Annotated in this window: 17 protein-coding genes and 1 pseudogene; 16 read left to right on the top strand and 2 right to left on the bottom strand. The window is 67.5% G+C overall.

Going from position 1 to position 13,565, the window contains the following annotated elements:
- Positions 1–217 precede the first annotated feature (217 nt).
- The 7 genes from A5686_RS02475 to trmD are packed head-to-tail and all read left to right on the top strand — an operon-like array spanning position 218 to position 4,025.
- A complete protein-coding gene (locus A5686_RS02475) occupies positions 218–1,240 on the top strand; it encodes an AraC family transcriptional regulator (protein ID WP_067930563.1) in 1,023 nt (340 codons plus the stop codon).
- Positions 1,234–1,653, top strand: a complete 420-nt coding sequence (locus tag A5686_RS02470; protein WP_067930561.1) for a nuclear transport factor 2 family protein — start codon at positions 1,234–1,236, stop codon at positions 1,651–1,653. The genes A5686_RS02475 and A5686_RS02470 overlap by 7 nt, the downstream gene beginning before the upstream one ends.
- Entirely contained in the window at positions 1,654–1,929 is a 276-nt protein-coding gene (locus A5686_RS02465; protein WP_067930558.1) for a hypothetical protein, read from the top strand.
- Positions 1,930–1,966: 37 nt separating this feature from the next.
- The gene (gene rpsP, locus A5686_RS02460) at positions 1,967–2,500 is read left to right on the top strand and encodes a 30S ribosomal protein S16 (protein WP_067930555.1); all 534 of its coding nucleotides are present in this window, start codon (positions 1,967–1,969) and stop codon (positions 2,498–2,500) included.
- An 8-nt stretch (positions 2,501–2,508) separates the two neighbouring features.
- Complete coding sequence (locus A5686_RS02455; protein WP_003878715.1) at positions 2,509–2,751, top strand: RNA-binding protein; 243 nt, start codon at positions 2,509–2,511, stop codon at positions 2,749–2,751.
- Between the two features lie 24 nt (positions 2,752–2,775).
- Positions 2,776–3,303 carry a ribosome maturation factor RimM gene (rimM, locus tag A5686_RS02450; RefSeq protein WP_067930552.1) on the top strand — a complete coding sequence of 176 codons (528 nt, stop codon included), beginning with the start codon at positions 2,776–2,778 and terminating at the stop codon, positions 3,301–3,303.
- A 14-nt stretch (positions 3,304–3,317) separates the two neighbouring features.
- On the top strand, positions 3,318–4,025 hold the full coding sequence (gene trmD, locus A5686_RS02445; RefSeq protein WP_067930549.1) for a tRNA (guanosine(37)-N1)-methyltransferase TrmD: 708 nt from the start codon (positions 3,318–3,320) through the stop codon (positions 4,023–4,025).
- Positions 4,026–4,140: 115 nt separating this feature from the next.
- Here trmD and A5686_RS02440 read toward each other — a convergent pair whose 3' ends face one another.
- Complete coding sequence (locus A5686_RS02440; RefSeq protein WP_067930546.1) at positions 4,141–5,112, bottom strand: hypothetical protein; 972 nt, start codon at positions 5,110–5,112, stop codon at positions 4,141–4,143.
- Positions 5,113–5,453: 341 nt separating this feature from the next.
- On the opposite strand from A5686_RS02440, the gene rplS reads away from it, so the two are divergent.
- From rplS to A5686_RS02420, 4 genes and pseudogenes are all read left to right on the top strand, one after another.
- Entirely contained in the window at positions 5,454–5,795 is a 342-nt protein-coding gene (gene rplS / locus A5686_RS02435) for a 50S ribosomal protein L19 (RefSeq protein ID WP_067304506.1), read from the top strand.
- A 207-nt stretch (positions 5,796–6,002) separates the two neighbouring features.
- Positions 6,003–6,794 carry a signal peptidase I gene (gene lepB, locus A5686_RS02430; RefSeq protein WP_369829664.1) on the top strand — a complete coding sequence of 264 codons (792 nt, stop codon included), beginning with the start codon at positions 6,003–6,005 and terminating at the stop codon, positions 6,792–6,794.
- A gap of 2 nt (positions 6,795–6,796) precedes the next feature.
- Positions 6,797–7,604: pseudogene (locus A5686_RS02425) on the top strand (ribonuclease HII).
- Positions 7,605–7,608: 4 nt separating this feature from the next.
- Positions 7,609–7,914: a DUF2469 domain-containing protein gene (locus A5686_RS02420; protein WP_003875077.1), complete on the top strand. Its 306-nt coding sequence runs from the start codon at positions 7,609–7,611 to the stop codon at positions 7,912–7,914.
- A gap of 6 nt (positions 7,915–7,920) precedes the next feature.
- Here A5686_RS02420 and A5686_RS02415 read toward each other — a convergent pair whose 3' ends face one another.
- A complete protein-coding gene (locus A5686_RS02415; protein ID WP_067930538.1) occupies positions 7,921–8,691 on the bottom strand; it encodes a GAF and ANTAR domain-containing protein in 771 nt (256 codons plus the stop codon).
- Between the two features lie 294 nt (positions 8,692–8,985).
- Here A5686_RS02415 and A5686_RS02405 point away from each other — a divergent pair, with 294 nt between their 5' ends.
- The 5 genes from A5686_RS02405 to A5686_RS02385 form a co-directional block, all read left to right on the top strand.
- On the top strand, positions 8,986–9,966 hold the full coding sequence (locus A5686_RS02405; RefSeq protein WP_067930532.1) for an NAD-dependent epimerase/dehydratase family protein: 981 nt from the start codon (positions 8,986–8,988) through the stop codon (positions 9,964–9,966).
- Between the two features lie 155 nt (positions 9,967–10,121).
- Positions 10,122–10,499: a YraN family protein gene (locus tag A5686_RS02400; protein ID WP_067930529.1), complete on the top strand. Its 378-nt coding sequence runs from the start codon at positions 10,122–10,124 to the stop codon at positions 10,497–10,499.
- Positions 10,499–12,010 (top strand): YifB family Mg chelatase-like AAA ATPase, encoded by a 1,512-nt coding sequence (locus A5686_RS02395; protein WP_067930526.1) that lies wholly within the window; start codon positions 10,499–10,501, stop codon positions 12,008–12,010. The genes A5686_RS02400 and A5686_RS02395 overlap by 1 nt, the downstream gene beginning before the upstream one ends.
- Before the next feature lie 178 nt (positions 12,011–12,188).
- Positions 12,189–13,364 (top strand): DNA-processing protein DprA, encoded by a 1,176-nt coding sequence (dprA, locus tag A5686_RS02390; protein ID WP_067930523.1) that lies wholly within the window; start codon positions 12,189–12,191, stop codon positions 13,362–13,364.
- A 34-nt stretch (positions 13,365–13,398) separates the two neighbouring features.
- Positions 13,399–13,565 (top strand): siderophore-interacting protein (locus A5686_RS02385; protein WP_197520453.1); only part of this gene is annotated, 167 nt, incomplete at its 3' end.

Here is a 13,565-nt window from a genome sequence, read left to right as displayed (position 1 = left end):
CGTCGAGCGCCCGCGGGCTGATCGCGGCGACACGGCCGTCGCGGATCCCGATATTGCGGATCGCCGATGGCGCGCCGGTGCCATCGAACCAGCGGCCGTTGCGGACTACCGTGTCGAAGCCCATGAGATTTCCTTTCCTGGTCGTTCTCTCACAGGATGCGGGCGCGGCAACGCCGGAGTCTTGACAATTGTGGACGATTATTTGACATTTTCTGACATGTCGGTGGTGCGGGGAACGTCGCTGTCGGGCTACCCCCGACTGGTCGCCGAACTGGGTGGCGATCCAATCGAGCTGCTTCGCGCCGCCGGCATTCGGCCCCAAGATGTCGGCGACCATGAAGTTTTTTTGCCTTACCGCAGCCTCATCGTGGCTGTTGAGACCGCTGCGGCAGCCACCTCAACTCGGGATTTCGGGCGGCGGTTTGCACTGCGGCAGGGCATCGAAATCCTTGGACCGGTCGGGGTGGCTGCGCGCACGGCGGCCACCGTCGGCGACGCGTTCATGATTCTCGAAACGTTCATAGCGGCCTACAGCCCAGCCATCTCCGGGCGAATCACCCCTGGCGCCAACCCCGAACAATTGTTCTACGCATTCGAGATCTTGATCGAGCGGCCGCCGCCGCACCCGCAGACCATCGAACTGTCCCTTGGGGTTTCGCTTGGGGTGATGCGGTTTCTGCTCGGCGCACAGTACGCACCCTTGGCGGTGCACCTTCCGCATCAGCCGCTGACGGCGACGGCCGACTATCTGACCTACTTCGGCTGCCGACCGCATTTCACACAACCGACAGCGGGCTTCACCCTCCGCACCGCCGATCTCGGGCGTCCCCTCAAACAGGACGCGCTCGCCCATCAAGCGGTGGTGCAGTACTTAACCGGGGTCACCACACATCAACCCGGCATGACTGAGTCAGTCCGCAGAATGGTTCGCCAACTACTACCGACCGGCACCGCTAGCCTCGAGTTGATCGCCGCCCAGTTCGATCTGCATCCCAGGGCGTTGCACCGCCGACTCGCCGCGGAGAAAACGACCTTCGGCGAACTCATTGATGGCGTGCGCCGCGAAACCGCCGAACACTACCTGCGCAACACCGACATGAGCTTGTCGCACCTCACCCGAGAACTCGGCTACGCCGAGCAGAGCGTGCTCAGCCGGTCGTGTCGACGGTGGTTCGGCTGCGGTCCCAGCAGCTATCGCCGTGGAGCCCGCTCGGATCGTGTTCAATCAACGAAATGTTGAGCTTGGAGGACATCTCGGACCGCCTGGAGATCCAGCAGCTGTTGGTGGACTATTCCACCGCCATCGACAACCGGCGATTCGACGACCTGGACAAGGTGTTCACACCCGACGCCTACATCGACTACACGGCGCTGGGCGGCATCAAGGGCCATTATCCCGAGGTGAAGAAATGGCTGGCCGAGGTGCTGCCCAACTTCCCGGTGTATGCACACATGCTGGGCAACTTCTCTGTCCAAATCGACGGGGACAAGGCCTCGTCGCGCGTGATCTGCTTCAACCCGATGGTGCTGGGCGGTGACAAGGACCAGGTACTGTTCTGCGGCCTTTGGTACGACGACGAGTTCGTGCGCACACCCGACGGTTGGCGCATGACGCGCCGGGCGGAGACCAAGGTCTTTCAGAAGGTGATGTGAGTGGCCGCGTTCGCCGCGTTCGCCGCGTTCGCCGCGTTCGCCGCGTTCGCCGCGTTCGCCGCGTTCGCCGCGTTCGCCCAGATTGCCGTCAGGGCTGTGCCTGGCCTCCAGATCACGACCACGACGGCAATCTCGGTAACACGACCGGCCGGCGAATTTCTGATCACCGCCCCTGTTCTGGCACAATGGGCGGCTGTCCGCCGAGCGATTACGCATCGCCGACCGGTCATACACGCGAGGCAAAACCGGATCGGGGCATCCCGCCCCGATCGCTGAATTGCAGCGTGACACACACAGGAGAAATCGCTTAACCATGGCTGTGAAGATCAAGCTCACTCGGCTTGGCAAGATCCGCAATCCCCAGTACCGCATCGCCGTCGCCGACGCACGGACCCGGCGCGACGGACGCTCTATCGAGGTCATCGGCCGCTACCACCCGAAGGAAGACCCGAGCCTCATTGAGATCAATTCCGAGCGCGCCCAGTACTGGTTGTCCGTGGGTGCCCAGCCCACCGAGCCCGTCCTCAAGCTGTTGAAGATCACCGGCGACTGGCAGAAGTTCAAGGGTCTGCCCGGTGCGGAGGGCCGCCTGAAGGTCGCCCCCGCCAAGCCCAGCAAGCTGGAGCTGTTCAACGCCGCGCTGGCCGAGGCCGAGGGCGGACCGACGACCGAGGCCGCAAAGCCGAAGAAGAAGGCCCCGGCCAAGAAGGCCGCGAAGGCCGCGAAGGCCGCGGACGAGTCAGCCGAACCCGAGGCCGCGGCCGAGGCCCCCGCGGAGACCGCCGCCGCTGAAGCCGAGGCGCCCGCCGAGACCGGCGAGCAGGCCGAGCCGACCACCGAAAGCTGATCGCGGCGATGAGTACGGTTGTCGTTGACGCTGTTGAGCACCTGGTTCGCGGGATTGTCGACAATCCCGACGACGTCCGGGTGGACATGGTGACCAGCCGCCGGGGGCGGACGGTCGAGGTCCACGTCCATCCCGACGACTTGGGCAAGGTGATCGGTCGCGGAGGTCGCACCGCAACCGCACTGCGCACGCTGGTCGCCGGTATCGGTGGTCGCGGCATCCGCGTCGACGTGGTGGACACCGACCAGTAGCGGGGCGCTGCTCATGGAACTCCCTTGGAGTTGACCGTCGGGCGCGTGGTGAAAGCCCACGGCATCAGCGGCGAGCTGGTGGTGGAGATCCGCACCGACGATCCCGATGCCCGATTCTCGCCGGGTAACACGTTGCGCGCCAAGCCGTCTCGAGGCGGTGCGGAACGCAACTGTGTCATCGAGAGTGTGCGCGAGCACGGCGGGCGGCTGCTGGTCCGACTGGCCGGCGTCACCGACCGTGACGCCGCCGACGCGCTGCGCGGGACCCTGTTCGTCGTCAATTCCGAGGATTTGCCCGAGATCGACGAGGCGGACACCTACTACGACCATCAGCTCGAAGGCCTGCGCGTGCGCACCGCCGCGGGCCAGCAGATCGGTGTCGTGGCCGAGGTGTTGCACACTGCGGCCGGTGAACTGTTGGCGGTGCGAAGTGATGCCGGCGACGAGAAGCGGGAAGTGTTGGTGCCGTTCGTGACTGCGATCGTCACGGCGGTGTCGCTGGACGACGGAACGGTTGAGATCGACCCGCCCGAAGGCTTGCTGGACCTGTAACGGGGATCTTCGAGATGAGAATCGACGTCGTTACCATCTTTCCGGCTTATCTGGATCCGCTGCGGCAATCGTTGCCGGGCAAGGCGATCCAGTCCGGCCTGGTCGATCTGCACGTGCACGACCTGCGGCGCTGGACGCATGACGTGCACCGCTCCGTCGACGATTCGCCGTACGGCGGTGGCCCGGGGATGGTGATGAAGGCGCCGGTGTGGGGGGAGGCGCTCGACGAAATCACCTCTGCCGAAACACTTTTGATTGTTCCCACCCCCGCGGGCCGGTTGTTCACCCAGGCGACGGCCGCGCTCTGGAGCGTCGAGACCCACCTGGTGTTCGCCTGCGGTCGTTATGAGGGCATCGACCAGCGGGTCATTGAGGATGCCGCGGGGCGGATGCGGGTCGAGGAGGTTTCGATCGGCGACTACGTGCTGCCCGGTGGCGAGTCGGCGGCCGTGGTGATGATCGAGGCGGTGCTGCGCCTGCTCGACGGAGTCCTTGGCAATCCCGCGTCGCACCGAGACGATTCGCACTCGCCGGCGTTGGACCGGCGCCTGGAGGGACCCTCCTACACCAGGCCGCCGAGCTGGCGTGGGCTCGACGTCCCCGAGGTGCTGCTGTCCGGTGACCACGCGCGAATCGCGGCGTGGCGCCGGGAGATCTCGCTACAGCGGACTCGCGAGCGCCGCCCCGAGTTGCTTGAGCCCGGCGACGATGCGGTCCGCTAGAGCGGACCGAGGAGGAGTTGGGCCATCGGGCTTGAGCCCGGCGACGATGCGGTCCGCTAGAGCGGACCGAGCAGGAGTTGGGCCATCGGGCTGAGCCCGGCGACGATGCGGTCCGCTAGAGCCCATGTCGGGGCACGTCGATTCGGCCCTCGGGAAAGATCGTCTTGACCGCGCGGGTGATGGTGTCGCGTGCGGTGGCGTCATCGGCGGGCTGCAGGGACTGGACCACCATGATGTAGCGGCGGTCGGCCCCGATCACCCCGGTCGAAAGATGCATCCAGTCACTCCCGATGCAGCACATCCAGCCCTGCTTGACGGCGACCGGCTCGGCATACAGGCCGTCGGGGATGCCGAATCGCTGCGGGTAGCCGTCGAGCCCGTTGGGGGTGGACTGCGACAGGTCGTTGACGATGATCTTGGCCTCATCTGCCGGCAGACCACCGGATCCGTCCAGCAGCATCTCGTAGTAGCGAATCAGGTCGGTCACCGAGCTCATGGTGTTCCACCACCGCCCGTCGCTGGGCGGGGTGGTGGAGGACAGGCCGTAGCGGGCGGCCACCTCCGTGATGATGGCGGCTCCGCCACCCTGACCCCAGAACCTCTCGGCCGCCCCGTCGTCGGATGACTGCAGCATCACGTCCAAGGCCTGGCGATCATCGGCGCTCAGCGGCGCCTTGCCCTCGCTCTCGTGCAGCAACAGATCGTCGGCGATGAACAACTTGGCCACTGACGCGGTGCCGATGATCTGGCTGTTTCCGTTGGCGATCAGCTGATGGGTGGTGCGATCGAGGATGGCCACCGACAGGGCGGCGCCACTGGCAGCGGCCTCGTCGGCGGCAAGCTGGACGCGGGCCTGCAGCTGACCGAATCCCGGACCCGGTAGGGCCTGTTGCGGGGGAGCGGCCGCCTCGAGCCTTAGCGCGGCCGACTGCGGGGCAGCGGAGGTGGGTGGCGCGGCGATGATCCGAACGGGCGCGCTGACCGGCAGGCTGTATACCTTGGCCTGGACCAGCGCCTCAGAACCGGCGGCAACCACCAACGTCACCGCCGCGGTGGCGGTGACCAGCGTCAGTGGACGTACCCGCATCCGTCTCCTCCGGCGTGACTTCGACACAGTGCAACAGCGGGACCATCGCGCTACCTGTACCGGCCATCACGCTCCTGCGCGGAAGCGCATTCTGACCCCAGTCATATGTACCATTTACCAGCGTGTTTGGCGCGCTACGAACCGCCGACTCGCTGTGATTTTCGCGGCACGCGCCCCGTCTGGCACAATTGACCAGTTGTCTCCAGCGGTTGCAGGCCGGTTGAGCGGTTTCCCGCCTGCTGCGAGATACGCCAGAAAGCCCGAAACCATCGGCTTGGCGACCGCCTCACACCTGCGTGTGGGTAGCTGCCGTCGGCCGCGACCTCAAGGAAGTGTCTCGCATGAACCGGCTGGACTTCGTCGATCAAGCGTCGCTGCGCGACGATATTCCGGTTTTCGGCCCGGGCGACACGGTCAACGTGCACGTCAAGGTCATCGAGGGCGCCAAGGAGCGAATCCAGGTGTTCAAGGGCGTGGTGATCCGTCGTCAGGGCGGGGGCATCCGGGAGACCTTCACCGTGCGCAAGGAAAGCTATGGCGTCGGCGTCGAGCGGACCTTCCCGGTGCATTCACCCAACATCGACCACATCGAAGTTGTGACCCGCGGTGACGTCCGCCGCGCGAAGCTGTACTACCTGCGTGAGCTGCGCGGCAAGAAGGCCAAGATCAAAGAGAAGCGCTGAGCGGGACGCCTTGGCGGCGCTGGTGATTCGTCCCATCCTTTCTCCGGTGCGCCGGTTGGCCGGGCCACCACGCGCGCTGGCTACGCTGATCTCGTGACCGATACCGCGGATTCATCGAAGCCCGAGTCCCACGCCGGCGAATCAGATCCGAAGGTCTTTACCCGCGCCCCGGAGACGCCCCCGGACGACGCCGGGACTTCGGGCGGATTGGTGCCCGAACGGCCGCCGGTGGCGGAGGCGCCCGACGAGGGCGAACCGGCGGACGCCAAGCATTCGACGTTGCGCGAATTCGCGCTGCTGGCGGTGATCGCCGTCATCCTCTACTACGTCATGTTGACCTTCGTGGCGCGGCCCTACCTGATCCCGTCGGAATCCATGGAGCCCACGCTGCACGGGTGTACCGGCTGCGTCGGCGATCGGATCATGGTCGATAAGGTCAGCTACCGATTCAGCGCCCCCCACCCCGGTGACGTCATCGTCTTCAAGGGCCCGCCCCCGTGGAATCTCGGCTACAAGTCGATCCGGTCCAACAACACCGTGCTGCGCTTTGTGCAAAACGCGCTGTCCTTCGTCGGCTTCGTGCCGCCCGACGAAAACGACCTGGTGAAGCGGGTGATCGCGGTCGGCGGCCAGACGGTGCAGTGCCGTGCCGACACCGGGTTGACGGTTGACGGCAAGCCGTTGAAGGAGCCGTACCTGGATCGCAACACCATGGCCGCCGACCCATCGGTGTACCCATGCCTGGGCAGCGAGTTCGGGCCCGTCGCCGTCCCGGCTGGGCGGCTGTGGGTGATGGGTGACAATCGGACGCATTCGGCGGATTCTCGGGCCCACTGCACTAGCGTCCCGACCGAAGCCCTCAAGGGTGTCTTGTGCACCGGCGACCCGACCTCGGGAACCGTGCCAGTGTCCAACGTGATCGGAAAAGCAAGGTTCATCGTGTGGCCGCCGTCCCGGTGGGGTGGTGTGGGATCGGTGAACCCGCAACAGAATCGGTAGCCGTGGTCACGACGTGGCCGCCGCGGACGGTGATCCGCAAATCGTCGGGGTTACGCACCCTGGAATCCGCGCTGTACCGCAGCGGTTTGGGACCGGTGGCCGGCGTCGACGAGGTCGGCCGCGGTGCCTGCGCCGGGCCCTTGGTGGTGGCAGCCTGTGTGCTCGGACCGGGACGACTGGAAAGCCTTGCCGCGCTTGATGATTCCAAAAAGCTGACCGAGGCTGCCCGGGAGAAGCTGTTCCCGGTGATCCGCCGTTATGCGCTGGCCTATCACGTGGTGTTCATCCCGCCGGGAGAGGTGGACCGGCGCGGTGTGCACGTCGCCAACATCGAGGGGATGCGCCGCGCCGTCGCCGGGTTGTCCGTGCGGCCCGGCTACGTGCTGAGCGACGGGTTCCGGGTGCCCGGGCTGGCCGTCCCGTCGCTGCCGGTCATCGGTGGCGATGCGGTCGCGGCGTGTATCGCGGCGGCCAGCGTGCTGGCCAAGGTCAGCCGGGACCGTTTGATGGTCGCCATGGAGACCGACCATCCCGGCTACGGCTTCGCCGACCACAAGGGCTACAGCACGCCGGCGCACAGCGCGGCGCTCGCCCAGCTGGGTCCGTGCGCGGAGCATCGTTATTCCTTCATCAACGTGCGGCGCGTGGCCGACGGGTCCGGCGGCCGGGTGGTGGCCGACTGCCAACCGGACCCACCGCTGCAGCGCGACGGATATCGGTGAGGAAAGATGGGTTCCGGATTGCCGCCCCGGCGAACGGCAGCTAGCGCCGGGATGCCCGGGGAGAGCTGTCTGGGAGAAGGACGTCTGAGCAGATGAGTGCAGAAGATCTCGAAAAGTATGAAACCGAGATGGAGCTCTCGCTGTACCGCGAATACAAGGACATCGTCGGCCAGTTCAGCTACGTCGTGGAGACCGAACGGCGGTTCTACCTGGCCAACAGCGTGGAGATGACGCCGCGCAACGCCGACGGTGAGGTGTACTTCGAGCTGCGACTGTCCGACGCCTGGGTGTGGGACATGTACCGGCCCGCGCGGTTCGTCAAGCAGGTGCGGGTGGTCACCTTCAAGGACGTCAACATCGAAGAGGTCGAAAAGCCCGAGCTGCGGCTTCCCGAGTAGCGGGGGCTAGGTATTCGGCGGCAGCTGGTTTTCGCCGGGGATGGGCAGCTGGCCGCGCTTCTCGATGACCTCGCGGGCAACGTCGGCCAGCTTCACGTTCAGCGCCTGAGAGTGGCGCCTCAGCAGGTCGAACGCCTGGTCCTCGCTCATTTGGTGCAGCATCATCAGCATGCCGACGGCCTTGCCGATCTCGCGGTTGCTGAGCAGGCCGCGTCGCAGGCTTGCCGAGTCCTCGCCCTTGGCGACCGCGTTGATGGCGACGCTGGCGAACGCGGCCAACACCGCCGCCCGCCCCGCGGACTCGGCGTCGAACATGTTCGGGGTGTCGCTGAATAAGTTGAGCGCCGCCGCTTTGCGCTTGTCGACCAGAAGCCGAAATCCCATCGCGCCGCGCACCGGGGTCTCTGCGACCAAGACCTCGGCGAGCTTTGGCCACAGCGACGGCGTGGTCAAGTCCGTGTCGATCTGCGGTGTCTCTTCCTCGATGGCGTCGATGCATGGGCCGTCGCCGGCCCGGCGTTCCAGGTCGTCGATGGTCTGCGCCAGACGGTCGCTGGCACCGACGGTGATGTATCTGTCGTTCTCGCGCACCAACAGGCTGGCGTGGTCACAGCCACGGACGATCAGGGTGGCGGCCACGCAGATGGCGGCATATATCTGGTGGACATCCGAGCCCTGGTAGATGATCTCGGCAAGGGCGGCGAAAACCGTCGCGGGGTCAGCCTCCTCCCCGGCAGTCGCGGGTGCATCCGCGTCGGTATTCGATTCGTCCGCCATGCTGCTGCCTCGATTCGGTGTCGGCGGTGTGATCCGCTTTCGATCGCCGTAAATTATGGGTCGCCCACGACAGCCTTGCATGCTGTTCCGTCGGGTTGCGGCCGATCTGGGCATCTTGCCGCTCGCCGTTGATCGCCAAGCCTTCGCTGATTGTGCGAAGTGTCCGCACGCCCAACCGCTCGGGGATCGCGAGACGCTGGAAAAATGGTGCTACCACGCCGAAGGCGCGCGCTGGGTCTTGGTGATGTTCGGTCGCGGGGTTTCGGCTGGCCGCGGGAGGGAAGGACGTTCTGAATGGGAGTGACCGTCGCGGTGACCGGACCAACCGGGGAGATCGGTATCTCCGCGGTGACGGCGCTGGAGCGCGAACCGGCCGTCGACGCGATCATCGGCATGGCCCGCCGGCCGTTCGACCCGTCGTCGCGCGGCTGGCAGAAGACCAGCTATCAGCAGGGCGACATCCTGGACCGCGACGCCGTCGACGCCTTGGTCGTGCAGGCCGATGTGGTGATCCACCTGGCCTTCATCATCATGGGCTCGCGCGACGAAAGCGCCCGCGTGAATCTCGAAGGAACCCGCAACGTATTCGAGGCGACGGTGGCCGCCGAGCGGCCCCGGCGCCTGGTGTACACCTCGTCGGTGGCGGCGTACGGCTACCACTCCGACAACCCCGTCCCGCTGACCGAGGACGTGCCCACCCGGGGATCGGCGGAGCACTACTATTCCGAGCAGAAGGCGGCCTGCGAGGAGCTGCTCGCCGACATCACCAAGGATTCCGCCCTCGAGGTGTTCGTGCTGCGGCCCTGCGTGGTCGCCGGGCCCAACGCCACCGCGCTGGCCGACGCCATGCCGTGGAACCAATTGCCGGGCCCGATGCGTGCTGTGGTCAAAGCCGTCCCCATCCTGAAGCCGGTGGTGCCCGATCCGGGCTACCCGTTGCAACTGGTGCACCACGACGACGTCGCGACGGCCGTCGCGCTGGCGGCCACGGCCCCGGCTCCCCCGGGGGTGTACAACATCGCCGGTGACGGAGTGGTGACGGTGGCCGACGTGGCCAGGGCGTTGGGCGGGCGCCCGGTGCGGGTCCCCGCCGTGGCGGCCACGGCGGCATCGGCCGCGATCGCGCGGGTGCCGGGGGTGCCGTCCATGCTGGAATGGCTGCACACGGCGCGGACGTCGATGGTGATGGACACCACCAAGGCCAAGACCCAACTGGGCTGGCGTCCGCTGCACTCTTCGGCCGAGACGCTGGAAGCGCTGGCCGCGGGGGCGTGAGGGCGCACGGGGCGAGCGACCCGGTCAGTTCTCCGCATCCGGGTGTCGCCGGCGGCTGTGGATGGACTTGGCACTGGGGGTAACTCGCCGGCGCGGGCCGTCGCGGGGTGCGATGACATCACGTCTCGTCGGGGGCGCGGGGCACCTTCATCCACATGACAACCGAAACGACGATGACCCGGATCCAGCTGGGGGCAATGGGTGAGGCGCTCGCCGTGGATCATCTGACGCGGATGGGATTGCGGATCCTGCAGCGCAACTGGCGTTGCCGCTACGGCGAGCTCGACATCATCGCTCGCGACGACGCGACTTCGACGGTGGTGTTCATCGAGGTGAAGACCCGTACCGGGGACGGATACGGAGGACTGGCGCATGCTGTCACCCCGCGCAAAGTTCTCCGGTTGCGCAGGCTGGCCGGGCTGTGGCTGGCCGGCCAGGACCAGCGCTGCGCGGGAATCCGCATCGACGTGATCGGCGTGCGGGTCGGGCGGCGCCGCACTCCCGAGATCACCCACCTGCAAGGGATCGCCTGATGGCGCTGGGCCGCGCGTTCTCCGTCGCGGTGCGCGGCGTGGATGGACAGATCGTCGAGATCGAAGCCGACATCACCTCCGGGCTGCCCGGCGTGCACCTGGTGGGCTTGCCCGACGCCGCCCTGCAGGAGTCCCGCGACCGTGTCCGGGCGGCCGTCACCAACTGCGGTAACACCTGGCCCATGGCGCGGCTGACGTTGGCGCTGTCGCCGGCGACGCTGCCCAAAATGGGGTCGGTCTACGACATCGCCCTGGCCGCCGCGGTGTTGTCGGCGCAGCGCAAGAACCCGTGGGACCGACTGGAGAAAACGGTGCTGCTCGGGGAGCTGTCGCTGGACGGGCGAGTCCGGCCGGTGCGCGGGGTGCTGCCCGCCGTGCTGGCCGCCAAACGCGACGGCTGGCCGGCCGTGGTGGTTCCGTTGGACAACCTAGCCGAGGCCAGCCTGGTCGACGGGATCGACGTATGGGGCGTGCGCACGTTGCGGCAGCTGCAGAAGTGGCTCAGCGGCGGCGGCGCCCTGCTCGGCAGGATCGATGTGAAGCCCACCGACGGTGAGCCCGAGGCGGATCTGGTCGACGTGGTAGGGCAGACGCAGGCGCGGTTCGCGGTGGAGGTGGCCGCCGCCGGAGCGCACCACCTCATGCTCACCGGGCCGCCCGGAGTAGGCAAAACCATGCTCGCCCAACGCCTTCCGGGGTTGCTGCCACCGCTGACGGAGGCCGAGTCCCTGGAGGTCACCGCGATTCACTCGGTGGCAGGCTTGCTGTCGGGAGAAACGCCGTTGATCACCAGGCCGCCTTTTGTGGCGCCACACCACAGTTCCAGCGTCGCCGCGCTGGTAGGCGGAGGGTCCGGGATGGCCCGCCCGGGCGCCGTCAGCCGGGCGCATCGCGGGGTGCTCTTTCTCGACGAGTGCGCCGAGATCCGCGTCAGCGCGCTGGAAGCTCTGCGAACACCGTTGGAGGACGGCGAGATTCGCCTGGCGCGCCGCGATGGGGTGGCGTGTTATCCCGCCCGGTTCCAGCTGGTCCTGGCAGCCAACCTGTGCCCGTGCGCCCCGGCCGACCCGCAGGACTGCATCTGCGCGGCGGCGGCCAAACGGCGCTACCTGGGCAAGCTTTCGGGGCCGCTGCTGGATCGGGTAGACCTACGCGTGCAGATGCATCAGGTGAAGGCGGGGGCGTTCGCCGGCGGAAGCGGTGAATCGACGGGGCAGGTCCGCCATCGTGTGGAGCTGGCGCGCGCGGCCGCCGCCCAGCGCTGGCTGCCGCACGGATTCCGCACCAACGCCGAAGTCAGTGGGACGCTGCTGCGCCGAAACTTCCGCCTCAGCAACGCGGCAATGGAGCCCCTACAACGGGCGCTGGACCGCGGACTGCTCAGCATCCGTGGACTTGACCGCACGTTGCGCGTCGCGTGGAGCCTGGCCGACCTGGGCGGCCGCACGTCTCCCGGAACCGACGAAGTCGCTGCCGCACTCAGCTTCCGCCAACCCGGGGCGCAGCGATGAGCCCCTCGACCCGTCGGCCCGGCGCGTTAGCAGCGCGCCGTCGTCGGCCGGTCAGTGTGCCCCCCACGCAGCGCCATTGTCACGGTCACCGGTATCGCGAGCGCTCGGACGAATCGCGCCATGCCGCGGCCTTTTTCACCTCGCGATTGCATCGCGCGCAACCCGATGGAGGCCGGCGATGACGCCGGCGCTCGACGATCCCACGCTGCGCGCATGGGCCTATCTGTCGCGGGTGGCCGAGCCGCCCTGCGCCGAACTTGCCGCCGTAGTGCAGCGCGCCGGCCCCGTCGAGGCCGCCGAGCGGATCCGGCGTGGAATGGTCGACGACAACGTTGCCCGCCGTACCGAAGCTCGGCGCGAAATTGACTGCAGTGCAAGTGATCTCGAGATGCTTGCCCGGCGCGGCGGACGGTTGATCACCCCGGACGACGACGAGTGGCCGCTGCTGGCGTTCGCCGCATTCCGCGGCGCACTTCGACCCGGCGGCGGTGCGCCGATGGTTCCGCCGATGGTGTTGTGGGCATTGGGGCCCGTGCGGCTCGACGAGGCCGCGCACCGGGCGGCGGCCGTGGTCGGAACGCGCGCTTCGACCACTTACGGTGAGCACATCGCCGGCGAACTGGCGGCCGGGTTGGCGCAGCGCGACGTCGCCGTGGTCTCGGGCGGCGCCTACGGCATCGATGGCGCGGCCCACCGCGCCGCGCTGGACTGCGAGGGCGTCACGGTGGCCGTCCTGGCCGCCGGGCTCGACGTTCCCTACCCGAGCGGTCACAGCGCACTGCTGCACCGGATCGGCCAGCAGGGCCTGTTGTTCACGGAATACGCGCCCGGGATTCGCCCGGCCCGCCACCGGTTCCTGACGCGCAATCGGCTGGTTGCCGCCGTGGTAGGGGCCGCCGTAGTGGTCGAAGCGGGTCTGCGTAGCGGCGCGGCCAACACCGCGTCCTGGGCGCGGGCGTTGGGGCGGGTCGTCGCGGCGGTACCCGGGCCTGTCACGTCGTCGGCGTCGGCAGGCTGCCATGCCCTGCTGCGCAACGGCGCCGAGCTGGTCACCCGCGCCGACCACGTCGTCGAACTCGTCGGCCACATCGGAGAACTGGCCCGCGACGAGCCGCATCCGACGACGCCGCTGGACGGCCTCAGCGACGCCGAACGCCGGGTTTACGAGGGGCTGCCGGGCCGCGGCGCCGCCACGGTGGACGAGATCGCGGCCGCCTCGGGAATGGTTCCTGAGCAGGCGCTGGGGCCGCTGGCGATGCTCGAGCTGGCTGGGCTGGTGCAGCGCCAGGACGGGCGGTGGCGCATTGTTCGGGTCACCGCAGGTCAGGCCGCGTCGACGACGCGACTCGTATAGTCGACCAGGGGTTGGGGTTTGGACAGGAGGACAAGTGGCGGGTCGACCACTGCAACGCTTCGAGGTTGTCGGTACCGAACAACTCACACCTCACATGGTGCGGATAGTGCTCGCAAGCAAGGATTTTGGTGCTTTTGTGCCGAGCAAGTTCACCGACTCCTACGTCAAGCTGGCGTTTGTCGCCGACGACGTCGACGTGGC

Source organism: Mycobacterium sp. E2479, assembly GCF_001667925.1.
Classification (GTDB): Bacteria; Actinomycetota; Actinomycetes; order Mycobacteriales; family Mycobacteriaceae; genus Mycobacterium.
The sequence above is the reverse complement of the archived record's forward strand: the minus strand, read 5'-3'. Positions and strand labels throughout refer to the sequence as shown.